This window comes from Burkholderia sp. MSMB1588 (assembly GCF_001546925.1).
Lineage (GTDB): Bacteria > Pseudomonadota > Gammaproteobacteria > Burkholderiales > Burkholderiaceae > Burkholderia > Burkholderia humptydooensis.
In genome coordinates this window covers 3,283,839-3,307,917 of record NZ_LNJS01000001.1, presented here as the reverse complement: position 1 = coordinate 3,307,917, position 24,079 = coordinate 3,283,839, and the positions used below count along the sequence as shown (strand labels likewise).

The window sequence follows — 24,079 nt, the reverse complement described above, 5'->3', positions numbered from 1 at the left end:
ACGAAGCCCGCCCGGGATGTCCCGGGCGGGCTTCGTCGTTTTGGGACGACTCTCGCGCCTGTCAGGCCGCCGAGTCGAACACGTAGTTCGTCATCGCGAGCACGCGCTGATACGTGCCGAGCGACTGGACCCTCAGCCGATAGTCGTCGTCCGCCGCGCCGAGCGCCGCGAACACAGGCAACAGGTGCTCGTCGGTCGGATGCATCAGCGCCGCGTGCGGCGCCTGGCGGCGGTAGTCGAGGAGCGCGTCGACGTCGCGTGCGGCGAGCTTTTCCTCGAACCAGCCGGTGAATTCGGCGACGCGCGGGTCCGCGTCCCCGGGCGCGGCCGAGAAATCCGCCGCGCGCAGGTTGTGCGTGATCTGGCCCGAGCCGATCACCATCACGCCGTCGTCGCGCAGCGGCCGCAGCGCGCGGCCGACGCGAAAGTGGTGCGCGGCATCGGCGCGTGGCTGGATCGACAACTGCGCGACGGGCACGTCGGCGTGCGGGAACATCAGCAGCATCGGCACCCATGCGCCGTGGTCGAGGCCGTGCGGCGTGGCGGCGGTCTCGATGCCCGCGTCGCCCAGCAGCGCAGCCGCGCGGGCCGCGACGTCGGGCGCGCCGGGCGCCGGATAGCGGATTTCATAGAGCGCGCGCGGAAAGCCGTAGAAATCGTGGATCGTCTCGGGCCGCTCGGCGGTGCTGACGGCGGGCTGCTGCGTGAGCCAGTGCGCGGACAACATCAGCACCGCGCGCGGGCGCGGCAGTTCGCCGCCGAGCGCGGTGAACGCGCCGGACGGCAGCGCCGGGTCGATCGGCAGCGTCGGCGCGCCGTGCGACAGATAAAGGGACGGAAGGCGGTTCATGATGATCGGGACTGCTGCGAAATGATATTGCCTACGACTATAGGCTCGCACCGATCATTGATAAATGCGAAAAATGGATTTGATTGTATCTCTTTTGTTGTTAATCGTGCGACCGCAGCGGTGCGGTTCCCGATTCCTTGCCGCGGCGCGACGTAGCGAGGCGCGGCTGCGCAGGAACGAAGACCACGGACAGAACGGATGGAGTCGGCGAGCAAGCCGACGCGGAACGGAAACGCCGCCGTCCCGGCCGGGACGCGACGGCGTCAGCCGTGCTCGCGCAGCCCCTGCCAGGGCGCGGTGAGCGGCGCGCCGAGCGCGAACATGTCGAGCACGCGCGCGACCGTATGGTCGACCATCTCGTCGATCGTCTTCGGCATCGCGTAGAACGCGGGCAGCGGCGGGAAGATCACGCCGCCCATCTCGGTGACGGCCGTCATGTTGCGCAGATGCGCGAGGTTGAACGGCGTTTCGCGCACGAGCAGCACGAGCCGGCGGCGCTCCTTCAGCACGACGTCGGCGGCGCGGGTGATGAGGTTGTCGGACAGCCCGTGCGCGATGCTCGCGAGCGTCCTCATCGAGCACGGCGCGACGATCATGCCGTCGGTCGCGAACGAGCCGGACGCGATGCTCGCGCCGACGTCGCGCACCGAATGGACGACGTCGGCGCGCGCCAGCACGTCGTCCTTCGGCAACTGCAGTTCGTGCTGGATGTTGAGCCAGCCGGCGCTCGAGATCAGCAGGTGCGTTTCGACGCCGCCCGAGGCGCGCAGCATGTCGAGCATGCGCACGCCGTAGATCGCGCCGGTGGCGCCCGTGATCGCGACGATCAGGCGCCGCGGCGGCGCCGGGCGGGGCTCCATCGGAGGGGCGCGATCAGGCGGTGAAGAGCTGCTGCAGCTCGCCCGACTGGTACATCTCCATCATGATGTCCGAGCCGCCGACGAATTCGCCCTTCACGTAAAGCTGCGGGATCGTCGGCCAGTTCGAGAATTCCTTGATGCCCTGGCGGATCTCCTCGTCTTCGAGGACGTTGACCGTCTTGAACTGGTCGACGCCGCACGCCTTCAGCACCTGGACGGCGCGGCCCGAGAAGCCGCACATCGGGAATTGCGCGGTGCCTTTCATGAAGAGCACGACCGGGTTTTCGTCGACGATTTGCTTGATGCGTTGTTGGGTGTCCATGACTGACCTTGCTGTAGCTGGGCGTGAATGAGAAATGATACTGGATTTCCCCTGGGCTGGCGGGCGCCGGGCGCCGCGTCAGCCGGGCAGGCGGCCGCCCGTCGCGCGCTCGATCGACGCGAGATCCGCGAGCGATTCGACGTCGGCGAAGCCCGCCGCGCCGAGGAGCGCGCGCACCGCGGCGGCCTGATCGTAACCGTGTTCGATCCACAGCGCGCCGCCCGGCGCGACGAACGCATGCGCGCCTGCAACGATCGCGCGGATCGCGGCGAGCCCGTCGCGCTCGTCGGTGAGCGCGCCGCGCGGCTCGAAGCGCAGGTCGCCCTCGGCGAGGTGCGGATCGTGCCGCGCGATGTACGGCGGGTTGCTGACGACGACGTGAAAGCGCAGGCCGGGATCGAGCGCCGCGTACCAGTCGCTTTCGAGAAACCGCAGCGGGCCGCCCGGGCGCGCCGGATCGAGCAGCTTGCGCGCGTTGCGGCGCGCGACGTCGAGCGCGGTGGCTGACCGGTCGAGCGCCCACACGCGCGCGTCGGGCCGCCCGGACGCGATCGACACCGCGATCGCGCCGCTGCCCGTGCCGAGATCGAGCACGCACGGCGACGCGATGCCGTCGATCGCGTCGAGCGCCGTCTCGACGAGCAGCTCCGTTTCCGGGCGCGGGATCAGCACGTCCGGCGTGACGTCGAATTCGAGGCCGAAGAACTCGCGCGCGCCGGTGAGCTGCGCGATGGGCTCGCCCGCCGCGCGGCGCGCTTCGAGCGCCAGATAGCGCTCGATCGCCGCCGCGTCGAGCGGCTCGTCGGCGCGCGTGATGAGCTGCGTGCGGGTCCAGCCGAGCGCGTGCGCGAGCAGGACCCGCGCGTCGAGCGCATCGAGCGGCGACGCGCGCAGCAGCTCGGCGGCGGTGGCGGGCGTCGTCATTCGGCGTCGCCGAGCGACGCGAGCAGCTCGGCCTGATGCTCGCTGACGAGCGCGGCGATCAACTCGTCGAGGTCGCCGTCCATGATCTGCTCGAGCTTGTACAGCGTCAGGTTGATCCGATGATCGGTCATCCGGCCCTGCGGGAAGTTGTACGTGCGAATCCGCTCGGAGCGGTCGCCCGAGCCGATCAGGCTCTTGCGCGTGGCCGCTTCCTTCGCGTGCTGCTCGTGATACTGCTTGTCCTTGATCCGCGCGGCGAGCACCTTCAGCGCGCGATCCTTGTTCTTGTGCTGCGAGCGGTCGTCCTGGCACTCGACGACGATCCCCGTCGGAATGTGCGTGACGCGCACCGCCGAATCGGTCTTGTTGATGTGCTGGCCGCCCGCGCCCGACGCGCGGAACGTGTCGATCCGCAGATCGGCCGGATTGATCTCGACTTCGCCGATCTCGTCGGCCTCGGGCATCACCGCGACCGTGCACGCGGACGTGTGGATGCGGCCCTGCGTTTCGGTCGCGGGCACGCGCTGCACGCGGTGGCCGCCCGATTCGAACTTCAGGCGCGAGTACGCGCCATAGCCCGCGATCCGCACGATCACTTCCTTGTAGCCGCCGAGGTCCGACGGGCTCTCCGACATCATCTCGACCTGCCAGCGCTGCCGCTCCGCGTAGCGCAGGTACATCCGCAGCAGGTCGCCCGCGAAGAGGGCCGATTCGTCGCCGCCCGTGCCCGCGCGGATTTCGACGAAGATGTTGCGCTCGTCGTTCGGGTCCTTCGGCAGCAGCATCGTCTGCAGCTCGGCCGCGAGGCGGCTCATCCGGTCGCGCGCGCCGCGCAGCTCGTCCTCGGCGAAGTCGCGCATCGAGGCGTCGGCGAGCAGTTCCTGCGCGGCGAGCTCGTCGGCGCGCGCCTGGCGCCACTGCGCGTAATGCTCGACGACAGGGCCGATCTCCGCGTGCTCGCGCGTCAGCTTGCGATACTGGTCGAGGTCCGCGGTGACGTTCTCGCGGCTCAACAGGTCGTTCAGTTCGGCCAGCCGGGTTGTGAGCTGGTCGAGCTTGCTTTGCATGCTCGTCTTCATGGTGCGGAGCGATGCTCCCAGGGAGGAATTCGAAAAGGGGAAGGAGGGGACGGGCAGGCCGGGCGCCGCTAACGGTCCGACGAGCGCGGCGCGTGCTGGTAGAAGCCGCGCATCAGCTCGATCAGCGAATCGCGGTCGGCGCCGTTCGCGCGGTTGAGCGCGCTCGTCGGGCCGTGAATCAGCTTGTTGGTGAGCGCCTGCGACAGCGCGTCGAGCACGGCGGCCGGATCGTCGCCGCGCGCGAGCATCTTGTGCGCGCGCTCGACTTCCGCGCGGCGCAGCGCGTCGGCTTGCGTGTGCATGTGGCGGATCACGGGCACGATGCTGCGCGCGTCGAGCCACTGCATGAAGTTCTGCACGCGCGTCTCGATGATCGCCTCGGCCTGCGCGACCGCGGCCTGCCGCGACGCGTTGCCTTCGCGCACGATCGCGCCGAGATCGTCGACGGTATAGAGGAACACGTCCTTCAGCTTGCCGACTTCGGGCTCGATGTCGCGCGGCACCGCGAGGTCGACCATGAAGATCGGCCGGTGGCGGCGCGCCTTCACCGCGCGCTCGACGGCGCCGAGGCCGATGATCGGCAGCGTCGACGCCGTGCACGACACGATGATGTCGAACTCGTGCATCCGCGCGGGCAGATCGGCGAGCGGCATCGCGCGGCCGCCGAAGCGCTCGGCGAGCTTCGCGCCGCGCTCGGCGGTGCGGTTCGCGACGACGAGCTCGCGCGGGCCTTGCGCGGCGAAGTGCGTCGCACAGAGCTCGATCATCTCGCCCGCGCCGATGAACAGCACGCGCTGCTGCGCGACCTGCTCGAAGATCCGCTGCGCGAGCCGCACGGCCGCGGCCGCCATCGACACCGACTGCGCGCCGATCTCGGTCGTGCCGCGCACTTCCTTCGCGACCGCGAACGTGCGCTGGAACAACTGGTTCAGGTAGGTGCCGAGCGAGCCTGCCTCGGACGCGGTGCGCACCGCGTTCTTCATCTGGCCGAGGATCTGCGTTTCGCCGAGCACCATCGAATCGAGCCCGGACGCGACGCGAAACGCGTGTCGCACCGCCTCGGATTGCGGCAGCGCGTACACGTGCGGCGCGAGCTCGTCGGCGGGAATCCGGTGATAGTCGGACATCCAGCGGATCGCCGCGTCGCGCGCCGCGCGATCGTTGGTCGCGCAGTACAGCTCGGTGCGGTTGCAGGTCGAGAGGATCGCCGCCTCGGGCGCGTTCGGCGCCGGATGGCCGAGCAGGACGCTCTTGAACGTCGAGAGTGCGGGCTTGATCTGTTCGAGCGGAAACGCCACGCGTTCGCGCAAGGCGACAGGCGCAGTGTGGTGGTTGATTCCGATCGTGAGGAGCTGCATGTCCAAGAGGCTATCGTTTAGTCCCATATTATAGCGTTTCGACGACAAATCGATGGTCGGCGCATATCGCGGCCCGTTCGCGGCCCGTCCACGCGATCCGTGCGGCCGCGCGCCGCCTCCGCACCCGCACGCGGGCCCGGCGGGCCGCGTCGGCCGCGCTCGGCAAGGGCGCCGCGCGGGGGCGAAGCCGCTCGCCGTCGCGGCGGGCCGTCCGCCAGGCGCGACGCCATGCCGCGCCTTTTTGAAAATCGACCCCCAAACGGTGCGAAAATGATGGCCCGCGCGATGGCTCGCGATATGCGGGCGATACGCGGGCGATACGCGGGCGCGGCGTCGAACGGGCGGCTCGGCGCGCCGGCGCGTCGATGCGGCCGCAACGAGCGGTGCCGCGGCCGTACCGGATCGCACCGGACGTTGCGCCGTCGGTGCATCATGCGTCGATCGGCGGTTTGCGTGGCCGGAACCCGTCCTGCGAGCCGACGCGCCCGCGCGGCCAGCCGCGTCGCGCGGCGTCGATGATATGGAGGACGTCGCACGCCGTTCGCGCCGACGGGGCGAGTCCGACAGCGAAAGAGGCGTGGAATGAACTGGTTTGGAATCGTCGTGCTGGGCTTTGCCGTCGGCCTGCTCGGCTGGGCGCTCAATCCGCTGCGGCGGCTGAGCCGCGCGTCGCTGTGGCTCGCGGTCGCGGCGGGCGTGCTCGGCGCCGCGGCCGCAAAGATGGCAGGCAATGTCGCAGGACTCTTTTACGATGGCGAGACGCTCGAATGGCCGGTCTGCACTGCCGCCGCGCTTTTCGCCGTTGCCGTGACGGTGGGCCTGTCGGCCCGCCGCTGAACGTTTGCAGGTGAAATCATGAATGCCCGACTTCCCGATCCGTCGCCCGTGCCGGCGCGTCTTGCCCTGTTGCGCGGCGCGATGGCGCGCGAGGATCTGACCGCCTACGTGGTGCCGTCCGCCGATCCCCATTTGTCCGAATATTTGCCCGAGCGCTGGCAGGCGCGTCAATGGCTGTCGGGCTTCACCGGCTCGGTCGGCACGCTCGTCGTGACCGCCGATTTCGCGGGCCTCTGGGTCGACAGCCGCTACTGGGTGCAGGCCGAGGCGCAGCTCGCGGGCACGGGTGTCGCACTGATGAAGATGGCGGGCGGCCAGCAGACGCAGCCGCACGTCGAATGGCTCGCCGAGCACGTGCCCGAGGGCACGACGGTCGGCGTGGACGGCGCGGTGCTCGGCGTCGCGGCGGCGCGCGCGCTGACGTCGGCGCTCACGCCGCGCGGCATCGTGCTGCGCACCGATCTCGACCTGCTCGACGCGATCTGGCCGCAGCGCCCGTCGCTGCCCGACGACGCGGTGTTCGAGCACGCGGCGCCGCAGGCCGACACGGCACGCGCGGGCAAGCTCGCGCAGGTGCGCCGCGCGATGCAGGAGCAGGGCGCGCAGTGGCACTTCGTGTCGACGCTCGACGATCTCGCGTGGCTCTTCAACCTGCGCGGCGCCGACGTCAACTACAACCCGGTGTTCGTCGCGCATGCGCTCGTCGGCCTCGAGCGCGCGACGCTGTTCGTCGCCGACGGCAAGGTGTCGGCCGAGCTTGCGACGTCGCTCGCGCGGGACGGCGTCGACGTGAAGCCGTATGACGCCGCGGCCGCGGCGCTCGCCGCGCTGCCCGAGGGCGCGGGGCTGCTGATCGATCCGCGCCGCGTGACGTACGGGCTGCTGCAGGCGGTGCCGCAGCAGGTGCGCGTGATCGAGGCGGTGAATCCGTCGACGTTCGCGAAGTCGCGCAAGACGCCCGCCGAGATCGAGCACGTGCGCGCGACGATGGAGCACGACGGCGCGGCGCTCGCCGAATTCTTCGCATGGTTCGAGCGCGCGCTCGGCCGCGAGACGATCACCGAGCTGACGATCGACGAGCAGCTCACGGCCGCGCGCGCGCGCCGGCCGGGCTACGTGTCGCCGAGCTTCGCGACGATCGCGGGCTTCAACGCGAACGGCGCGATGCCGCACTATCGCGCGACGCGCGCCGCGCACGCGACGATCGAAGGCGACGGCCTGCTGCTCGTCGATTCGGGCGGCCAGTATCTGAGCGGGACGACCGACATCACGCGCGTCGTGCCGGTCGGCGCGATCGGCGACGCGCATCGGCGTGATTTCACGATCGTGCTGAAGGCGATGATGGCGCTGTCGCGCGCGCGCTTTCCGCGCGGCATCCGCTCGCCGATGCTCGATGCGATCGCGCGCGCGCCGATGTGGGCGGCCGGGCTCGACTACGGGCACGGCACGGGGCACGGCGTCGGCTATTTCCTGAACGTCCACGAGGGGCCGCAGGTGATCTCGCACTATGCGTCCGCCGAGCCGTACACGGCGATGGAAGAGGGGATGATCACGTCGATCGAGCCGGGCGTGTACCGGCCAGGCAAGTGGGGCGTGCGGATCGAGAATCTCGTCGTGAACCGCGCGGCGGGCCGGACCGAGTTCGGCGACTTCCTCGAATTCGAGACGCTGACGCTCTGCCCGATCGACACGCGCTGCGTGCTGCCCGCGCTCCTCGACGACGGCGAGCGCGCGTGGCTGAACGCGTATCATGCGACGGTGCGCGAGCGGGTCGGCAAGCACGTGTCGGGCGACGCGAAGGCGTGGCTCGACGCGCGCACGCAGCCGATCTGACGGGCGCGCGGCCGCCGACGCCGCCCGACGCCGGTCCGCCGGCGACGGCGCGACAGCGGCGCGGCAGGCGGGACGAATGATCGAGCGATAAAAACGGAGGGCGACGCATGGCGAAGGCGGCGGTGATCGTGGTGGACATGCAGCGCGGGCTGTTGCAGCGGGCGAAGCCCGCGTATCGGCTGGACGAGGTCGTCGCGGGCATCAACCGGCTGACGGCGGCGGCGCGCGCGGCGGGCGCGCCCGTGTGCTTCGTGCAGCACGACGGCGGCGCGGACGACGACGTCGTGCCCGGCACGCCCGGCTGGCAACTGCAGGCGGATCTCGTGTGCGCGGGTGCCGACTGGCGAATCCGCAAGCGCGAGAGCGACGCTTTCCACGACACGCCGCTTGCCGCGCAGCTCGGCGCGCACGGCGTCGACGCGGTCGTGATCTGCGGCTACGCGTCGGAGTTCTGCGTCGATTCGGCGGCGCGCCGCGCGGCGCTCCTCGGCTACCGGACGACGGTCGTCTCCGACCTGCATACGACGAACGACCGCGCGCACCTGAGCGCGGCACAAGTCGTCGCGCATCACAATTTCATCTGGAACAACTGTTCGTTTTCGGGCAACGGCGTCGCGCCGCGGCCGCTCGACGACGTGCTCGCCACGGAGTTCGCATGACCATCAAGGCAGTCGTGTTCGATTTCGGCGGCGTGCTGATCGACTGGAGTCCCGAGTATCTGTACAGGCAACTGATTCCCGATGAAGCCGAGCGGCGCTGGTTCCTCACGCACGTGTGCGGGACGGACTGGGTGGTCAGGCAGGACGGCGGCCAGACGATCGAGGCGGGAACCGACGAGCGCGTCGCGCAGTTCCCCGAGCACGAAGCGCTGATCCGTGCGTTCTACGCGCGCTGGCACGAGATGATCGGCGGCGAGCTCGCGGGCGGCGCTGCGCTCGTCGACAGGCTCGACGCGCACGGCGTGCCGCTCTTCGGGCTCACGAACTGGTCCGCGCAGACGTTTCCGTATGCGTGGGAGAACTTTCCGGTGCTGCGGCGCTTCAAGGACATCGTCGTGTCCGGCCGCGTGAAGCTCGTGAAGCCCGATCCGGCGATCTACCGCGAGATGCACGCGCGGATCGTGCCGCACGTGCCGGGCGTCGCGCCGCACGAGCTCGTCTTCATCGACGACAACGCGACGAACGCCGCGGCCGCGACCGCGCTCGGCTGGCACGGGATTCACCACACGAGCGCCGAAGCGACTCAGGCGCGGCTGCGCGAGCTGGGCGTGCCCGGCTGACGACGCGGCGAAGCGTCGGCGCGTCGGCGCGGGACGGCTGCGCGGCGGACTTGGCGCGCGCGCCGCGCGCCGGCCGTTAGCGGCTGATCGGCTTGTAGCGCAGACGCTTCGGCTTCGCCGCTTCCTCGCCGAGGCGCGCGCGCTTGTCGGCTTCGTACTCCTGGTAGTTGCCGTCGAAGAACACGACCTGCGAATCGCCTTCGAACGCGAGGATGTGCGTCGCGATCCGGTCGAGGAACCAGCGGTCGTGCGAGATCACCATCACCGAGCCCGCGAATTCGAGCAGCGCGTCTTCGAGCGCGCGCAGCGTCTCGACGTCGAGATCGTTCGACGGCTCGTCGAGCAGCAGCATGTTGCCGCCCGCGATCAGCGTCTTCGCGAGATGCAGCCGGCCGCGCTCGCCGCCCGACAGGTTGCCGACGTTCTTCTGCTGATCGCCGCCCTTGAAGTTGAAGCGGCCGATGTACGCGCGCGACGGCGTTTCGTACTTGCCGACCGTCAGCACGTCCGCGCCGCCGGAGATTTCCTCGAACACGGTCTTGCTGCCGTCGAGCGCGTCGCGGCTCTGGTCGACGTACGCGAGCTTCACCGTCGGGCCCTGCACGATCTCGCCCGAATCCGGCTGCTCCTTGCCCGTGAGCATCCGGAACAGCGTCGACTTGCCCGCGCCGTTCGGCCCGATGATGCCGACGATTGCACCCGCCGGAATCTTGAAGCTCAGGTTGTCGATCAAGAGGCGATCGCCGTACGCCTTGCTGACGTTCTTGAACTCGACCACTTCATTGCCGAGACGGTCGCCGACCGGGATGAAGATTTCCTGCGTCTCGTTGCGCTTCTGATATTCCTGGCTGCTCAGCTCCTCGAAGCGCGCGATACGCGCCTTCGACTTCGCCTGGCGGCCCTTCGGGTTCTGGCGCACCCACTCCAGTTCCTTCTTGATCGCCTTCTGGCGCGCCGATTCCGCCGCTTCTTCCTGCTTCAGGCGATCTTCCTTCTGGTCGAGCCAACTGCTGTAGTTGCCCTTCCACGGAATGCCGTGGCCGCGGTCGAGCTCGAGAATCCATTCGGCCGCGTTGTCGAGGAAGTAGCGATCGTGCGTGACCGCGACGACGGTGCCCGGGAAGCGCGTCAGGAACTGCTCGAGCCATTCGACCGATTCGGCGTCGAGGTGGTTGGTCGGCTCGTCGAGCAGCAGCATGTCGGGCTTTTCGAGCAGCAGCTTGCACAGCGCGACACGGCGCTTCTCGCCGCCCGACAGGTGCTCGATCTTCGCGTCCCACGGCGGCAGGCGCAGCGCGTCGGCGGCCACTTCGAGCTGCTGCTCGGGGCTGCCGCCGTCGCTCGCGGCGAGGATCGCCTCGTATTTCGCCTGCTCGGCGGCGAGCGCGTCGAAATCGGCGTCCGGCTCCGCGTATGCCGCGTAGATTTCGTCGAGCTTCCTGTGCGCCTGGAACAGGTCGCCGAGCCCTTCCTCGACGGCTTCGCGCACCGTCTTCTGCGGATCGAGCTGCGGCTCCTGCGGCAGGTAGCCGATGTTCAGGTTCGGCATCGGCGTGGCTTCGCCTTCGATGTCCTTGTCGACGCCCGCCATGATCTTGATCAGCGTCGACTTGCCCGAGCCGTTCAGACCGAGCACGCCGATCTTCGCGCCGGGGAAGAACGACAGCGAGATGTCCTTCAGGATCTGGCGCTTGGGCGGCACGATCTTGCCGACCCGGTTCATCGTGAAAACGTATTGGGCCATCTGCGTGATTGAAAGAGTGGAAATTCACGCGGCCGCGCGCCGGCTGGGCTGGCGGCGGCGACGTGCGGATTCGGTTCGTGGAAGCGGCCGCGGCGCATCGTCCCGACGCCGGCGGCGGTGCCGCGGTTGCGCGGCGCAAACTGACATTGTACTCGGCGCGCCGCGGGCTGGCTGCGCCGGCGTCGGGACGACGCGCCGCGGCCGCGTCGATATCGATACGATGTCGGCCGTCGTCGGATTCGGCGTTGCATCGAACGCGCACCGGCGGGAGCGATGCCGATCCGGCGGAGCTTGCTCCGCTTCGCGGCGGCGTCGGCCGGGTCGCCGCCGCCGGCTAGCGCCACGCGGCGACGCCGCCGTGCCCCGAGCACGTGCCGCGCCGATGCCGGCTGAAGCTGTACGCGCCGTCGCGGCAGCGGGCCGTCGCGCCTTCGGGGACGCGGCCCGATTTCGAATGCGCCGGCGCGTGCACGGTCTCTCCGTCGCGGTTGTGGTACGTATCGTGGCGGTCGAGGTCGGCTTCGCCGCCGCCGGCGGGCGCGCCCGGCGAGTAGGCGAATGCGGGGGCGAGCGGCAGCGCCGCGATCGCGAGCGCGACGGCAATGCGCCGCGCCGCTCGATGCAGCGAAATGTGCATGGTCTCTCTCGTTTGTCGTGGTCGATGGGCCAGGCGGCCCGACGGCATCTTAACTGCGGCGAAGCGCTGAAGAAAATCCGCCGCGCATCGTCAAACCAGGAGATGGAGTGTATTTCGACGGAGGAACGAAACAGATGAATCGACTGATCGACATCATCGGACGGCGGGCGGCACTCGCGGGCGTCGCGCTCGGGCTGGCCGCCTGTGCGGGCGGCGGCCCGGTTGGCGAAGCGCCGGCGACGCTGCCGCGCATCGTCGCGCATCGCGGCGGCGCGGCCGACGCGCCGGAGAACACGCTCGACGCGATTCGCGCGGCGATCGCCAATCGCGCGGACGCGATCTGGCTGACCGTTCAACTGAGCCGCGACGGCGTCCCGGTGCTGTACCGGCCCGCCGATCTGTCGGCGCTCACGCAGTCGAGCGGCCCGGTTGCCGGCTACACGGCCGCGCAGCTCGCGCGGATGAACGCCGGCTGGCATTTCCGCGACGCGAGCGGGCAGTATCCGTATCGCACGCGCGCCGCCGGCATCCCGACGCTGCGCGACGCGCTGCGCGCGATTCCGCCCGCGATGCCGATCGTGCTCGACATGAAGGCGGTGCCCGCCGCGCCGCAGGCGAAGGCCGTCGCGGACGTGCTGACGAGCGAGGCCGCATGGCCGCGCATGACGATCTATTCGACCGACGCCGCTTATCAGGCCGCGTTCGCGCCGTATCCGCACGCGCGGCTCTTCGAATCGCGCGATGCGACGCGCGGGCGGCTCGTGAACGTGCTGCTCGGCGGCGCGTGCGAACGCGCGCCCGATGCGCCTAATGCGTCCTATGCGCCCGTATGGGCCGGCTTCGAAATGCATCGGAACTTGACGGTGAGCGAGCGCTTCACGCTAGGCGAAGGCGTATCGAGCGTGACGGCGACGCTGTGGACGCCCGCGACCGTCGCGTGCTTCAGGCGGCGTGCGAACGTGCGAATCCTCGCGATCGCGGTGAACGACGCCGACGATTACCGCGCGGCCGCGTGCCTCGGGCTCGACGCGGTGCTCGCGGATTCTCCGCGCAAGATGGCGGAAGTCGAGGCGGCGCTGCGCGCGCGGCCGTTGCGGTGCGACGCGGCGGCGCGATAGGCGGGCTGGTTGCCGAGCGATCGCGCGGTTCGTCATCATTTCACACGCGTAGTTCAACTATATCCGGGAGACGAGCCGCAGGGCTCGACGCAGTGCCGGAACGGACCTGAGAGGACCCATCGTGATGAACCGCCCGCGCGCTTCGCGCGTCTTCTACGGCTGGTATGTGGTCGCCGCCGCCTTCGCCGTGACGTTCGTCGGCTTCGGCAGCGCATACACGTTCAGCGCGTTCGTCGAGCCTTTGCAGCGCGAATTCGCCGCTTCGCGCGGCGCGATCGCGCTCGTATTCTCGCTCGCCGGTTTTCTGTATTTCGGCTTCGGCGTCGTGAGCGGTCCGCTCGCGGATCGCTTCGGCTCGCGGCGGCTCGCGGTCGCCGGCATGCTGCTGACCGCGGCGGGGCTCGCCGCCGCAGGCGCCGCGCGCACGCTGCTTCAGGTCTACGTCGCGTATGGGCTCGGCGTCGGCTTCGGCGTCGGCTGCGCGTACGTGCCCGCCGTCGGCGCCGTGCAGCGCTGGTTCGTGCGCCGGCGCGGCTTCGCTTCGGGGCTCGCGGTGGCGGGAATCGGCGTCGGCACGCTCGCGATGCCGCCGCTCGCGTCCGCGCTGATCGCGCACGTCGGTTGGCGCGGCGCGTATTTCGCGCTCGCGGCGCTCGCGGCCGCATTCGGCGCGGGAATGGCGCTGCTGATCGAGAGCGATCCGCGCGGGCGCGGACTGCGGCCCGACGGCGATCCCGTTTCCGATGCGGCCGCGCCGGCGGCCGGGGTGACGGCTGCGCGCACGGTGCGGGCGTCGATGCCGGCCGGTGCGACGGTCGGAGAAGCGATCCGGTCGCGCGCGTTCGCGAGCCTTTATGCGGCGTGCCTCGTCTGCTCGTTCGGCGTGTTCGTGCCGTTCGTGCATCTCGTTCCGTACGCGGTCGATCACGGCGTGAAGCCCGCGGCGGCCGTGCTGTTGCTCGGCGCGATCGGCGTCGGCAGCACGGCGGGCCGGTTCTTCCTCGGCGGCCTGGCCGACCGGCTCGGCCGCCGCGCGTCGCTGCTCGCGATGTTCGCCGGCATGGCGATCGCGCTCGTCGGGTGGGCGGGCGCGCGGGATTTCGCGGCGCTCGCCGCGTTCGCGCTCGTGTTCGGCGTGTTCTACGGCGGCTGGGTCGCGGTGCTGCCCGCCGTCGTGATGGACAGCTTCGGCGGGCGCAACGTGAGCGGGATCATCGGCGTGCTCTACACGAGCGTCGCGTTCGGCACGCTGATCGGTCCCGCCGCCGCGGGTTTCGTCTACGACGCGGGCGGCGGCTACCTGGTGCCGATTCTCGCGAGCGCCGCGGCGAATGCGATCGCGTTCGCGATCGTCGCGGTCACGGGGCGCACGCCGGCGCTCGTTCGCGCGCCGGGCGAATAGGCGGGCCGCGCGACCGCGCCGAACAGGCCGCGCGCCGCGCCGCACGTTCGCCGATCCGGCAAGTGGTTCCATTGAAAATCGCGAATTGGTTCTTAGTCGCGAACCGTTTGATGCTTACACTGCTTCGCTTCGAAGGCGGCCGGTCACGATGCCGACGACAGGCGCGCCGCCATGCGCGGCGCATGGCGAACGCAGTCTCGCAGATCTCGCGTGGCGCGCTTGTCCGGATGGCCGCAGGCATGACGTCCGGCTGACGCGCGCCGCCCGTCGCGCCGTGCACGGTTCGATAACAACAAAGCCCCCGCGCCGCCTTCACGCGATGCCCGGTCACACCGGAACCGTTTTTTTGGAGGGAGACATGAAAGAAAGTCAGACAGGCCTCGGAACCGGCCTGAAGCAGCGTCACGTCACGATGCTGTCGATCGCGGGCGTGATCGGCGCCGGGTTGTTCGTCGGTTCGGGGCATGCGATCGCGGAGGCCGGGCCGGCCGCGCTGATCGCGTACGCGATCGCGGGGCTGCTCGTCGTGCTCGTGATGCGGATGCTCGGCGAGATGGCGGTGGCGCAGCCGGACAGCGGTTCGTTCTCGACCTATGCCGATCGCGCGATCGGCCATTGGGCGGGCTTCACGATCGGCTGGCTCTACTGGTGGTTCTGGGTGCTCGTGATCCCGATCGAGGCGACGGCCGCCGCGACGATCCTCAATGCGTGGTTTCCCGGCGTCGCGACGTGGATCTTCGCGCTCGGCATCACGTCGGTGCTCACTGTCACGAATCTTTTCTCGGTCAAGAATTACGGCGAATTCGAATTCTGGTTCGCGCTCATCAAGGTGGTCGCGATCGTCGTGTTCCTCGCGATCGGCGGCGCGGCGATCGCCGGCCTGCTGCCGGGCTCGAACGTGTCGGGCGCGGCGCGCCTCGTGAATGCGGGCGGCTTCATGCCGAACGGTGTCGGCGCGGTGCTCGCCGCGATGCTGACGACGATGTTCTCGTTCCTCGGCACCGAGATCGTCACGATCGCCGCGGCCGAATCCGAGCACCCGGAGCGCCAGATCGTCCGCGCGACGAACTCGGTGATCTGGCGGATCTCGCTGTTCTATCTCGGCTCGATCTTCGTCGTCGCGGCGATCGTGCCGTGGAACGACGCGCTCCTGCCCACGCACGGCTCGTATCAGCGCGCGATGGAGCTGATCGGCGTGCCGCACGCGAAGGCGATCATCGACGTGATCGTGCTGGTGTCGGTCGCGAGCTGCCTGAATTCGGCGCTCTATACGGCGTCGCGGATGATCTTCTCGCTGTCGACGCGCGGCGACGCGCCCGCGCGCTTGCGCCGTACCGACGCAAGCGGCACGCCGCGCGCGGCCGTGCTCGCGTCGACCGCGTTCGGCTTCATCACGGTGATCGCGAATTATGTGATGCCCGAACAGGTATTCGGCTTCCTGCTCGCGACATCGGGCGCGATCGCGCTGCTCGTCTATCTCGTGATCGCGATCTCGCAACTGCGGATGCGCTCGACGCTCGATGCGACGGGCGAGCGCCTGCCGCTGCGGATGTGGTGCTTCCCGTGGCTCACGTGGGCGGTGATCCTGTTCATCTGCGGCGTGCTCGTCGTGATGCTGCTGCGCGAGGATCACCGGATGGAGGTCGGCGCGACCGCGGTGCTCGCGCTCGCCGTCGTCGCCGCGTCGCGGATGAACCGGCGCGCGCGCGGCGGCGACGAGCCGACGCCCGCCGCCTCGCAGGTGTCCGCGAATCTGCGGTGACGCAACGCCGGCACGCGGGCGCTTCGGCCCGAAGGACGGCATCGAGCGGTGTGCGGCGATACCGGCTGCGGTCCGCCGAATGCGCGTCACGCGTCGAGCAGAATCCGCTTGTCCGCGTGCTCGTAGCGATACATCGCCATCGACGCTTGTGGCGCGTCGCGTACCGCGGCGGCGAGCTGTACGGGCGCCATGCCCGCGTAGCGCCGGAAGTGGCGCGTCATTTGCGCGTGGTCGTAATAGCCGCAGTCGATCGCCATGCCGCTCAGCGCGGGCAGCGAGAAATCGGCGGCGATCAGGCGCGACAGCGTGCGCGCGTAGCGCAGCAGCGAGCGCATGTCGCGTTGCGACGCGCCGAACGTGTCGACGAACAGGCGCTCGAGCTGGCGCGGGCCGCGGCCGAGCTGCGCGGCGAGCGCGTCGCGCGGCGCGTCCACGCATGCCGGCGGCAGCCGGATGCCGCCGCCGCCGCGTTCTTCGGCAACATGCGCCTGCATCGTCAGCCAGTCTTCCAGCGCCGCGACCGCACGGTCGAGCGTCGGCGCGCGGCGCACACTGTCGACGAGCGCGCGCACCGCCGCGCGGGCAAACACGGCTTCGAGCGGCGATCCGTCGTCGTATGCGGCGGTCGCGCCGCGCGGCATCACGCGCCGGATCTGCCCCGGCCGGAACACGACGCTCACGTAAGTCGTTCCCGGCAGCAGCGTTGCCCAGACCGCGCTGCGCTGCGGGCGGCACATCAGCGTCTCCGTATGCGCGACGCCGCCCGGATGCACGCTCGCGCCGCTCGCGAACACCGTGATCGACGCGCTCGGCGTGGCCGGATACAGCATCGGGCCCGCGCGCGCGACTTCCACGAAATAGCAGTTCACGATGTCGCGCAGGCGTGGGTGAGGTGCGTGGAGTCGTCGATAGGCGGGCATGGATCGTCGTCGGTCAGGATCGCGCGAACAGTTTAGGCCGGCTGTGCGTGCTGCGCTCGGCGACTTTGCGCTGCAGTTGCATCAGGCCGTAGACGAGCGCCTCGGCGGTCGGCGGACAGCCGGGCACGTAGATGTCGACGGGCACGATGCGGTCGCAGCCGCGCACGACCGAATAGCTGTAGTGGTAATAGCCGCCGCCGTTCGCGCACGAGCCCATCGACACGACGTAGCGCGGCTCGGCCATCTGGTCGTAGACGCGGCGCATCGCGGGCGCCATCTTGTTGGTCAGTGTGCCGGCGACGATCATCAGGTCGCACTGGCGCGGCGACGCGCGCGGGATCATCCCGAAGCGGTCCATGTCGTAGCGCGCGCCCGCCGCGTGCATCATCTCGACCGCGCAGCATGCGAGGCCGAACGTCATGTACCAGAGACTGTTCTTCTGCGCGACGGCCATCGCGGCGTCGAGCGTCGTGACGATGAAGCCGTCTTTTTCGAGAGTGAAGGGATGGTTCGCCATGCCGAGTGGAGTCGAAGAGCCGGTGTCGAACGCAGACTCTATACGCGCTTGCGTCGGGTGGCTTGTACGAATGCGACGCGCGGCGGCGGCGGGCCAGCGGGCATGATATGCCCGGGCGGCGGTTGAAATGCGGCGAAGAGGACGAACGGCTCGGGAGGAACGGCCCGGCGGGCGCGGGCGGCGGGCGATTGCATCCGCTGCCCGCGCCGCCGGGCGCTGCGGCTCAGACGTTGAACAGGAAGTTCATCACGTCGCCGTCGTGCACGACGTATTCCTTGCCTTCCGCGCGCATCTTGCCCGCTTCCTTCGCGCCTTGCTCGCCCTTGTACGAGATGAAGTCTTCGTACGCGATCGTCTGCGCGCGAATGAAGCCGCGCTCGAAATCCGTGTGGATCACGCCCGCCGCTTGCGGCGCGGTGTCGCCGATGTGGATCGTCCACGCGCGCACTTCCTTCACGCCCGCGGTGAAGTACGTCTGCAGCCCGAGCAGCTTGAAGCCCGCGCGGATCACGCGGTCGAGGCCCGGTTCGTCCATGCCCATGTCGGCGAGGAACGCTTCCTTGTCGGCATCGTCGAGGTCGGCGATTTCCGCCTCGATCGCCGCGCACACCGCGACCACCGGCGACTTCTCGCTTTCCGCGTACTTGCGCACCGCGTCGAGGTGCGGATTGTTCTCGAAGCCGTCTTCCTTCACGTTCGCGACGTACATTGCCGGCTTCGCGGTGATCAGGCAGAACGGCTTGAGGAGCGCCTGTTCGTCGTCGGACAGATCGAGGCTGCGCACGGCCTTGCCCTGATCGAGGCGCGCGCGCGCCTTCTCGAGCACCGCGACGAGCTTCGCCGCTTCCTTGTCGTTGCCCGATTTCGCCGCCTTCGAATAGCGGGCGAGCGCCTTCTCGACGGTGCCGAGGTCGGCGAGCGCGAGTTCGGTGTTGATGACTTCGATGTCGTCGAGCGGGCTCACCTTGCCGGCGACGTGGATGACGTTCTCGTCCTCGAAGCAGCGCACGACGTGGGTGATCGCGTCGGTTTCGCGGATGTTCGCGAGGAACTGGTTGCCGAGGCCTTCGCCCTTGCTCGCGCCGGCGACGAGGCCCGCGATGTCGACGAACTCGACGACGGCCGGCACGACGCGCTCGGGCTTGATGATTTCGGAGAGCGCCTTCAGACGCGCGTCGGGCACTTCGACGACGCCGACGTTCGGCTCGATCGTGCAGAACGGATAATTCTCGGCTGCGATGCCGGCCTTCGTCAGCGCGTTGAACAGGGTGGACTTGCCGACGTTGGGCAAGCCGACGATGCCGCATTTGAGGCTCATGGGTTCCTTCGGGATTCAATGGGTTACGGCTGGTCCGCGAGCCGTGTCGAGTGCGCCGGTGAAGCCGCGCGCGGCCGTCGCTGGACGAAATCCGGGGGCGGGACAAAGGCCCGGATCGGGCGTCGCCCGACGATTTTGCACGAGCTTCGTCCACGAAAGCATGAATTGTAGCGCGTTCGGGGGCGCGATTCGGACGGACGCGGGACTGCCCGCCGTCGGCCGAGCTAGTCGGCGATCCGCCGATCGGCGAGCGCCGCGCGGCAGTCGTCGAGCACGAGTTGCGCGAGGCGGGCTTCGTAGTTCAGATCGTCGGTGTCGATGATTTCCTCTACCGCATCGCGCGCCCACGGCGCGTTGACGAAGTCCGCGTGCTTTTTCGCGATGTCGAGCGCGATGAGCGACAGCTTCGCGAGCGTCAGCCAATCGGCCTCGCGCGCATGCCGATCGAGCCATTTGTGCGCGGACTGGACCTGAAAGGCCGCACCGGGCCAGCTCTCGTTCAGGTAAAAGGCGCCGAGATTTCCGACGACGAGCCAGCAGAGCAGCTCCACTCGGTCCTGTTGATTGAGATGGTGGCGCAGGTCGCTCATGGCCGTGCTCACGAAGGTGGTTGAGACCTGTTTCTTCGACGCTCGCGGAAGGGGCGTGTCGTCATTGAAACGATAGCACGCGATGAGCGGAATCAGCCAAGCGTTCAGTGGGATGGAACGCACTTGGGGCCGGGCGCCGCCGATCGCGCGGGGCGGGACCGGCGACGCGAGCCGCGAGCGACGAGCCGCCGATTCGCGGCCGGCGCCGATCGGCGCATCGCATCAATACCGGATCAATACCGGTAGTAGTAGTCGCGATGATGATAGTAGTCGCCTTCCGGCACCACGATGCATCCTGTGAGCACGCTGCCCAGCACGATCGCGAGGGCGGCGAAAGCCGCGATCCGTTTCATCGACATCTCCTGTGGTTGCGTCGGCTCACTGTAGCGGCCGTGCGCATGACAAGCGGTGTGCGTTTGTAAGGAAACGTGTGGTGCGTAATGCGCGGTGCCGAACGCGTGCCGCGGCGCTCGCGCACCGGTTACATCGCCGCGGACGGGCGGCGCGACCGGCGCGCCGCGCGGCATTCGTCCTTGCGTGAAAACCCGCATCGGACGGCCGCCGCGAAACCGGCCCGGCGCATGCGTCGCCGCGTCGCGCACCCTGATTTACCGCAAATTCCCCGAGCGAAGCGGCATGCCCCTCCCGGCTATAATTCCCGCCATGACTGCCTATCACCAGACCTTCGACGTCGCCGTCGTCGGCGGCGGCCTCGTCGGCAAGACGGCCGCGCTCGCGCTGACTCAGGCCGGCCACAAGACCGCGCTGCTCGCGCAGCCGGCCGTCCCGCGTCCTGCCGATCTTGCATTCGACTCCCGCATCTACGCGCTGTCCGCGAGCTCGCAGGCGCTGCTCGAGCGGCTGCGCGTGTGGCAGGCGCTCGACCACGGCCGGCTCGCGCCCGTCTACGACATGCGCGTCTATGGCGACGCGCACGCCGAGCTGCACTTCTCCGCGTTCCAGGCGGCGGTGTCGCAGCTCGCGTGGATCGGCGAATCGTCGCTGATCGAATGCGCGCTCGACGCCGCGCTGCGCTTCCAGCCGAACCTCACGTGGTTCGACGCGAGCGCGCAGGGCCTCGACGTGAAGCCGGACGCCGCGACGCTCGCGCTCGCGAACGGCGACGTGATCGAATGCGATCTCGTCGTCGGCGCGGACGGCGCGCATTCGTGGGTGCGCTCGCAGATCGGCTCGAAGGTCGAGCGGCGCGATTACCGGCAGACGGGTGTCGTCGCGAACTTCAAGGCGGCGCAGCCGCATCGCGAGACCGCGTATCAATGGTTCCGCGACGGCGAGATCATCGCGCTGCTGCCGCTGCCGGACGGCCACGTGTCGCTCGTCTGGTCCGCGCACACCGCGCACGCCGACGAACTGCTCGCGCTCGATCCGGCGCAACTCGCGGCCGAGGTCGAGCGCGTGACGATGAACCGCCTCGGCGCGCTCGAGTGCGTGACGCCCGCGCAGGGCTTCCCGCTCGCGCTGCAGACGGTCGACCGGCTGATCGCGCCGCGCGTCGCGCTCGTCGGCGACGCCGCGCATCTGATTCACCCGCTCGCGGGCCAGGGGATGAACCTCGGGCTGCGCGACGTCGCCGCGCTCGCCGATACCCTCGCGAACCGCGAAGCGTTCCGCGATCTCGGCGACACCGTGCTGCTGCGCCGCTACGAGCGCGCGCGGCGCGAGGACATCCGCGCGCTGATGATCGCGACCGACGGCCTGCAGCGGCTCTTCTCGCTGCCGGGCGCGCTCGCGCGCGTCGTGCGCAACGCGGGGATGGCGCTCGTCGGCGCGCAGCCGCTCGTCAAGCGCTGGCTGGTTGCGTCGGCGCTCGGCTGATGGCGCCGCGAACCTTCGTGCGGCGCGGCGGTCGGACACTGCCCGGCCACAGTCAGTCGTACACTGTGACGATGCACGCACGCTTTGAAGGATGATTTGCATGAAAAAAACGATTCGTATCGCCACGCTGGCGCTCGCCGCCGCGACGGCGACGCTCGGCTGCACCGCGCAGGCCGACCAGTCCACCGACAAGCTGAAGGCCGCGCTGCAATCGCGCCTCGGCGCCGACGCCCCGATCAAGAGCGTGACGAAGTCGCCGATCGAGGGTTTGTACGAGGTCAATCTCGGCTCGCAGATCGTCTATAGCGACGCGTCGGGCAATTACGTGCTGCTCGGCGAGCTCGTCAACACGAAGACGCACAAGAACCTGACGGCCGAGCGTCTCGCCGAGATCAACAAGATCGATTTCGCGAGCCTGCCGCTTTCGAACGCGATCAAGGTCGTGAAGGGCAACGGCGCGCGCAGGATCGCGGTGTTCTCCGATCCGAACTGCCCGTACTGCAAGAAGCTCGAGACGACGCTGCAATCGGTCGACAACGTGACCGTCTACACGTTCCTGTATCCGGTGCTGTCGTCCGATTCGACGGCGAAGTCGAAGTCGATCTGGTGCGCGAGCGACCGCGTGAAGAGCTGGCAGGCATGGATGCTCGAGCATCGCGCGCCCGCGGCCGCGGCGAACTGCGACACGACCGCGCTCGACAAGAATCTCGCGCTCGGCCGCGGCATGAACGTGACGGGCACGCCGACCGTGTTCCTCGCCGACGGTACGCGCCTGCCGGGCGCCGTGTCCGCCGACGAACTGAATCAGGCGCTCGCCAGCGTCAAGTGACGCGGCTTCCCTGCATCGCGAAAGAGGCGCCGGCGTGTAGCCGGCGCCTCTTTTCGTATCCGTTTTCGTTCCTGTTCCCGTTTCTCCCTCGCACCAACCGATTCCGACGATGAAGCCGATTCGCTACACGATCGTTCCGAAAGATCCCGCCGCGCACCTGTTCGAAGTGACGCTCACGCTCGCCGACCCGGATCCGGCGGGCCAGCGCTTTTCGCTGCCCGTATGGATTCCGGGCAGCTACATGGTGCGCGAGTTCGCGCGCAACATCGTGACGCTGCGCGCGTTCAACGACGCGGGCCGCAAGCTGCGGATCGGCAAGCTCGACAAGCAGACCTGGCAGGCCGCGCCGGCGCCCGGGCCGATCACGCTGCGCTACGACGTCTACGCGTGGGACCTGTCGGTGCGCGCCTCGCATCTGGACGACACGGGCGGCTTCTTCAACGGCACGAGCGTGTTTCTCGCGCCGCTCGGGCACGAGGGCGTGCCATGCGAGGTGACGATCGAGCGCCCGGCGGGCGACGCGTACCGGCGCTGGCGGGTCGCGACCGCGCTGCCGGAGGCGCGCGGCACGAAGCGCTACGGCTTCGGCGCTTACCGCGCGCAGAACTACGACGAGCTGATCGACCATCCGGTCACGCTCGGCGAATTCGCGCTCGCGTCGTTCGACGCGCACGGCGTGCCGCACGACATCGCGATCGCGGGCCGCGTGACCGGGCTCGATCTCGAACGGCTCGCGGCCGACCTGAAGCGCGTGTGCGAAGCGCAGATCGCGCTGTTCGAGCCGAAGACGAAGCGCGCGCCGATGCCGCGCTACGTGTTCATGACGCAGGCCGTCAGCGACGGCTACGGCGGGCTCGAGCACCGCGCGTCGACGGCGCTCGTCTGCAATCGCGCGGATCTGCCGGTGAAGGGGTGCGCGGAGCAGACGGAAGGCTATCGGACGTATCTCGGCCTGTGCAGCCACGAGTACTTCCACACGTGGAACGTGAAGCGGATCAAGCCGGCCGCGTTCGCTCCGTACGACCTGTCGCGGGAGAACTACACGTCGCTGCTGTGGCTCTTCGAGGGCTTCACGTCGTACTACGATGACCTGATGCTCGTGCGCAGCGGCCTCATCTCGCAGGACGACTATTTCGCGCTCGTCGGCCGCACGATCGCCGGCGTGCAGCGCGGCGCCGGCCGGCTCAAGCAGAGCGTCGCCGAAAGCTCGTTCGACGCATGGATCAAGTATTACCGGCAGGACGAGAACGCGACGAACGCGGTCGTCAGCTATTACACGAAGGGCTCGCTCGTCGCGCTCGCGTTCGATCTGGCAATCCGCGCGCAGACCCGCCACCACAAGTCGCTCGACGACGTGATGCGGCTTCTGTGGCAGCGCTTCGGGCGCGACTTCTATCACGGCAAGCCGCACGGCGTCGGCGAGGACGACGTGAAGGCGCTGATCGCCGAGGCGACGGGCGTCGATCTCGGCCGCCTCTTCGACGACGCGGTGGCCGGCACGCGCGAGCTGCCGCTCGCCGAGCTCTTCGAGCCGTTCGGCGTGACGCTCGCGCCGGACACGGATGCGAACGGCCCGGCCGATGCGCCCCCGAAGCCGACGCTCGGCGCGCGCACCCGGGGCGGCGCGGAATGCACGCTCGCGGCCGTCTACGAAGGCGGCGCCGCGCACCGGGCGGGGCTGTCCGCGGGCGACGCGCTCGTCGCGATCGACGGGTTGCGCGTGACGGGCTCGAACCTCGACGCGCTGCTCGCGCGCTACCGGGCCGGCGACAAGGTCGAAATCCACGCGTTCCGGCGCGACGAGCTGCGCGTCGCGCAACTCAAGCTCGACGGCCCGGACGTCGCGCGCTACAAGCTGACCGCACAGCCGAAACCCGCGGCGGCGCGCGCCCACCGCGGCGCGTGGCTCGGGCTGCCGGCGGCGCGCGGCGGTCGTTAATCGCGCCGAACCGGGTGCGGATTGTTTCGCTATTGCAACAATCCGTCACCCGGCCGCCGCTTTTTCGCGGCGGCGACGATCCGCACAATGGCGTCACTCGCGCTGCACTTGGCGCAAACCAAACC

23 protein-coding genes and 1 pseudogene are annotated in these 24,079 nt (G+C 69.3%); 10 read left to right on the top strand and 14 right to left on the bottom strand.

Annotated features, from left to right (window positions below; all coding sequences use genetic code 11):
* Nucleotides 1–61 precede the first annotated feature (61 nt).
* From WS92_RS26825 to hemA, 6 genes are all read right to left on the bottom strand, one after another.
* Complete coding sequence (locus WS92_RS26825; protein WP_059932497.1) at nt 62–850, bottom strand: DODA-type extradiol aromatic ring-opening family dioxygenase; 789 nt, start codon at nt 848–850, stop codon at nt 62–64.
* Between the two features lie 263 nt (nt 851–1,113).
* Nucleotides 1,114–1,710, bottom strand: a complete 597-nt coding sequence (locus tag WS92_RS26820; protein WP_015601632.1) for a UbiX family flavin prenyltransferase — start codon at nt 1,708–1,710, stop codon at nt 1,114–1,116.
* 13 nt (nt 1,711–1,723) lie between these two features.
* Nucleotides 1,724–2,032 carry a Grx4 family monothiol glutaredoxin gene (gene grxD / locus WS92_RS26815; protein ID WP_004186955.1) on the bottom strand — a complete coding sequence of 103 codons (309 nt, stop codon included), beginning with the start codon at nt 2,030–2,032 and terminating at the stop codon, nt 1,724–1,726.
* A 78-nt stretch (nt 2,033–2,110) separates the two neighbouring features.
* Nucleotides 2,111–2,956, bottom strand: coding sequence for a peptide chain release factor N(5)-glutamine methyltransferase (gene prmC / locus WS92_RS26810; RefSeq protein WP_006029420.1), 846 nt, complete (start codon nt 2,954–2,956; stop codon nt 2,111–2,113).
* The gene (gene prfA / locus WS92_RS26805; RefSeq protein ID WP_006029421.1) at nt 2,953–4,035 is read right to left on the bottom strand and encodes a peptide chain release factor 1; all 1,083 of its coding nucleotides are present in this window, start codon (nt 4,033–4,035) and stop codon (nt 2,953–2,955) included. The genes prmC and prfA overlap by 4 nt, the downstream gene beginning before the upstream one ends.
* A gap of 68 nt (nt 4,036–4,103) precedes the next feature.
* Nucleotides 4,104–5,393, bottom strand: a complete 1,290-nt coding sequence (gene hemA, locus WS92_RS26800) for a glutamyl-tRNA reductase (protein WP_015602238.1) — start codon at nt 5,391–5,393, stop codon at nt 4,104–4,106.
* A 582-nt stretch (nt 5,394–5,975) separates the two neighbouring features.
* Here hemA and WS92_RS26790 point away from each other — a divergent pair.
* From WS92_RS26790 to WS92_RS26775, 4 genes are all read left to right on the top strand, one after another.
* Entirely contained in the window at nt 5,976–6,230 is a 255-nt protein-coding gene (locus tag WS92_RS26790) for a hypothetical protein (protein ID WP_059932500.1), read from the top strand.
* A gap of 18 nt (nt 6,231–6,248) precedes the next feature.
* On the top strand, nt 6,249–8,063 hold the full coding sequence (locus WS92_RS26785) for an aminopeptidase P family protein (RefSeq protein WP_015600288.1): 1,815 nt from the start codon (nt 6,249–6,251) through the stop codon (nt 8,061–8,063).
* Between the two features lie 107 nt (nt 8,064–8,170).
* The gene (locus WS92_RS26780; RefSeq protein WP_059932502.1) at nt 8,171–8,722 is read left to right on the top strand and encodes an isochorismatase family protein; all 552 of its coding nucleotides are present in this window, start codon (nt 8,171–8,173) and stop codon (nt 8,720–8,722) included.
* Nucleotides 8,719–9,342, top strand: a complete 624-nt coding sequence (locus WS92_RS26775; RefSeq protein WP_059932504.1) for an HAD family hydrolase — start codon at nt 8,719–8,721, stop codon at nt 9,340–9,342. Before WS92_RS26780 ends, WS92_RS26775 begins: the two co-directional genes overlap by 4 nt.
* 76 nt (nt 9,343–9,418) lie before the next feature.
* Here the strand turns inward: WS92_RS26775 and ettA are convergent, their stop codons facing one another.
* Together ettA and WS92_RS26760 are read right to left on the bottom strand one after the other, a co-directional pair.
* Nucleotides 9,419–11,086 (bottom strand): energy-dependent translational throttle protein EttA, encoded by a 1,668-nt coding sequence (gene ettA / locus WS92_RS26770; protein ID WP_006029428.1) that lies wholly within the window; start codon nt 11,084–11,086, stop codon nt 9,419–9,421.
* Between the two features lie 334 nt (nt 11,087–11,420).
* On the bottom strand, nt 11,421–11,723 hold the full coding sequence (locus tag WS92_RS26760; protein ID WP_059932506.1) for a DUF3761 domain-containing protein: 303 nt from the start codon (nt 11,721–11,723) through the stop codon (nt 11,421–11,423).
* 134 nt (nt 11,724–11,857) lie between these two features.
* Here WS92_RS26760 and WS92_RS26755 point away from each other — a divergent pair, with 134 nt between their 5' ends.
* Entirely contained in the window at nt 11,858–12,841 is a 984-nt protein-coding gene (locus WS92_RS26755; RefSeq protein WP_059932508.1) for a glycerophosphodiester phosphodiesterase family protein, read from the top strand.
* 124 nt (nt 12,842–12,965) lie between these two features.
* Nucleotides 12,966–14,243 carry an MFS transporter gene (locus tag WS92_RS26750; protein WP_059932510.1) on the top strand — a complete coding sequence of 426 codons (1,278 nt, stop codon included), beginning with the start codon at nt 12,966–12,968 and terminating at the stop codon, nt 14,241–14,243.
* An 82-nt stretch (nt 14,244–14,325) separates the two neighbouring features.
* Here the strand turns inward: WS92_RS26750 and WS92_RS37310 are convergent.
* Nucleotides 14,326–14,649, bottom strand: a pseudogene (locus WS92_RS37310) (hypothetical protein); the annotation flags it as partial.
* On the opposite strand from WS92_RS37310, the gene gabP reads away from it, so the two are divergent.
* Nucleotides 14,602–16,005, top strand: a complete 1,404-nt coding sequence (gene gabP / locus WS92_RS26745) for a GABA permease (protein WP_009913713.1) — start codon at nt 14,602–14,604, stop codon at nt 16,003–16,005. The pseudogene WS92_RS37310 and the gene gabP overlap by 48 nt on opposite strands.
* 86 nt (nt 16,006–16,091) lie before the next feature.
* Here gabP and WS92_RS26740 read toward each other — a convergent pair whose 3' ends face one another.
* The 5 genes from WS92_RS26740 to WS92_RS35985 form a co-directional block, all read right to left on the bottom strand.
* Nucleotides 16,092–16,925, bottom strand: coding sequence for a helix-turn-helix domain-containing protein (locus WS92_RS26740; RefSeq protein ID WP_059932512.1), 834 nt, complete (start codon nt 16,923–16,925; stop codon nt 16,092–16,094).
* A gap of 13 nt (nt 16,926–16,938) precedes the next feature.
* A complete protein-coding gene (locus tag WS92_RS26735; protein WP_059932514.1) occupies nt 16,939–17,442 on the bottom strand; it encodes a NuoB/complex I 20 kDa subunit family protein in 504 nt (167 codons plus the stop codon).
* Between the two features lie 223 nt (nt 17,443–17,665).
* A complete protein-coding gene (gene ychF / locus WS92_RS26730; protein WP_059932516.1) occupies nt 17,666–18,760 on the bottom strand; it encodes a redox-regulated ATPase YchF in 1,095 nt (364 codons plus the stop codon).
* Nucleotides 18,761–18,984: 224 nt separating this feature from the next.
* Nucleotides 18,985–19,350 (bottom strand): hypothetical protein, encoded by a 366-nt coding sequence (locus WS92_RS26725; protein ID WP_004186799.1) that lies wholly within the window; start codon nt 19,348–19,350, stop codon nt 18,985–18,987.
* 233 nt (nt 19,351–19,583) lie between these two features.
* Entirely contained in the window at nt 19,584–19,952 is a 369-nt protein-coding gene (locus WS92_RS35985) for a hypothetical protein (RefSeq protein ID WP_171845217.1), read from the bottom strand.
* 52 nt (nt 19,953–20,004) lie between these two features.
* Here WS92_RS35985 and WS92_RS26715 point away from each other — a divergent pair, with 52 nt between their 5' ends.
* From WS92_RS26715 to WS92_RS26705, 3 genes are all read left to right on the top strand, one after another.
* Complete coding sequence (locus WS92_RS26715; protein WP_059932538.1) at nt 20,005–21,186, top strand: UbiH/UbiF family hydroxylase; 1,182 nt, start codon at nt 20,005–20,007, stop codon at nt 21,184–21,186.
* A 100-nt stretch (nt 21,187–21,286) separates the two neighbouring features.
* Nucleotides 21,287–22,015: a DsbC family protein gene (locus tag WS92_RS26710; protein ID WP_009913704.1), complete on the top strand. Its 729-nt coding sequence runs from the start codon at nt 21,287–21,289 to the stop codon at nt 22,013–22,015.
* A 109-nt stretch (nt 22,016–22,124) separates the two neighbouring features.
* Nucleotides 22,125–23,954: a M61 family metallopeptidase gene (locus tag WS92_RS26705; RefSeq protein WP_059932519.1), complete on the top strand. Its 1,830-nt coding sequence runs from the start codon at nt 22,125–22,127 to the stop codon at nt 23,952–23,954.
* Nucleotides 23,955–24,079: the final 125 nt, after the last annotated feature.

Excerpts from the sequence above, each read along its gene's own strand:
- WS92_RS26825 (WP_059932497.1), bottom strand. The coding sequence starts at position 850 with ATGAACCGCCTTCCGTCCCTTTATCTGTCGCACGGCGCGCCGACGCTG.
- WS92_RS26820 (WP_015601632.1), bottom strand. The coding sequence starts at position 1,710 with ATGGAGCCCCGCCCGGCGCCGCCGCGGCGCCTGATCGTCGCGATCACG.
- grxD (WP_004186955.1), bottom strand. The coding sequence starts at position 2,032 with ATGGACACCCAACAACGCATCAAGCAAATCGTCGACGAAAACCCGGTC.
- prmC (WP_006029420.1), bottom strand. The coding sequence starts at position 2,956 with ATGACGACGCCCGCCACCGCCGCCGAGCTGCTGCGCGCGTCGCCGCTC.
- prfA (WP_006029421.1), bottom strand. The coding sequence starts at position 4,035 with ATGAAGACGAGCATGCAAAGCAAGCTCGACCAGCTCACAACCCGGCTG.
- hemA (WP_015602238.1), bottom strand. The coding sequence starts at position 5,393 with ATGCAGCTCCTCACGATCGGAATCAACCACCACACTGCGCCTGTCGCC.
- WS92_RS26790 (WP_059932500.1), top strand. The coding sequence starts at position 5,976 with ATGAACTGGTTTGGAATCGTCGTGCTGGGCTTTGCCGTCGGCCTGCTC.
- WS92_RS26785 (WP_015600288.1), top strand. The coding sequence starts at position 6,249 with ATGAATGCCCGACTTCCCGATCCGTCGCCCGTGCCGGCGCGTCTTGCC.
- WS92_RS26780 (WP_059932502.1), top strand. The coding sequence starts at position 8,171 with ATGGCGAAGGCGGCGGTGATCGTGGTGGACATGCAGCGCGGGCTGTTG.
- WS92_RS26775 (WP_059932504.1), top strand. The coding sequence starts at position 8,719 with ATGACCATCAAGGCAGTCGTGTTCGATTTCGGCGGCGTGCTGATCGAC.
- ettA (WP_006029428.1), bottom strand. The coding sequence starts at position 11,086 with ATGGCCCAATACGTTTTCACGATGAACCGGGTCGGCAAGATCGTGCCG.
- WS92_RS26760 (WP_059932506.1), bottom strand. The coding sequence starts at position 11,723 with ATGCACATTTCGCTGCATCGAGCGGCGCGGCGCATTGCCGTCGCGCTC.
- WS92_RS26755 (WP_059932508.1), top strand. The coding sequence starts at position 11,858 with ATGAATCGACTGATCGACATCATCGGACGGCGGGCGGCACTCGCGGGC.
- WS92_RS26750 (WP_059932510.1), top strand. The coding sequence starts at position 12,966 with ATGAACCGCCCGCGCGCTTCGCGCGTCTTCTACGGCTGGTATGTGGTC.
- gabP (WP_009913713.1), top strand. The coding sequence starts at position 14,602 with ATGAAAGAAAGTCAGACAGGCCTCGGAACCGGCCTGAAGCAGCGTCAC.
- WS92_RS26740 (WP_059932512.1), bottom strand. The coding sequence starts at position 16,925 with ATGCCCGCCTATCGACGACTCCACGCACCTCACCCACGCCTGCGCGAC.
- WS92_RS26735 (WP_059932514.1), bottom strand. The coding sequence starts at position 17,442 with ATGGCGAACCATCCCTTCACTCTCGAAAAAGACGGCTTCATCGTCACG.
- ychF (WP_059932516.1), bottom strand. The coding sequence starts at position 18,760 with ATGAGCCTCAAATGCGGCATCGTCGGCTTGCCCAACGTCGGCAAGTCC.
- WS92_RS26725 (WP_004186799.1), bottom strand. The coding sequence starts at position 19,350 with ATGAGCGACCTGCGCCACCATCTCAATCAACAGGACCGAGTGGAGCTG.
- WS92_RS26710 (WP_009913704.1), top strand. The coding sequence starts at position 21,287 with ATGAAAAAAACGATTCGTATCGCCACGCTGGCGCTCGCCGCCGCGACG.
- WS92_RS26705 (WP_059932519.1), top strand. The coding sequence starts at position 22,125 with ATGAAGCCGATTCGCTACACGATCGTTCCGAAAGATCCCGCCGCGCAC.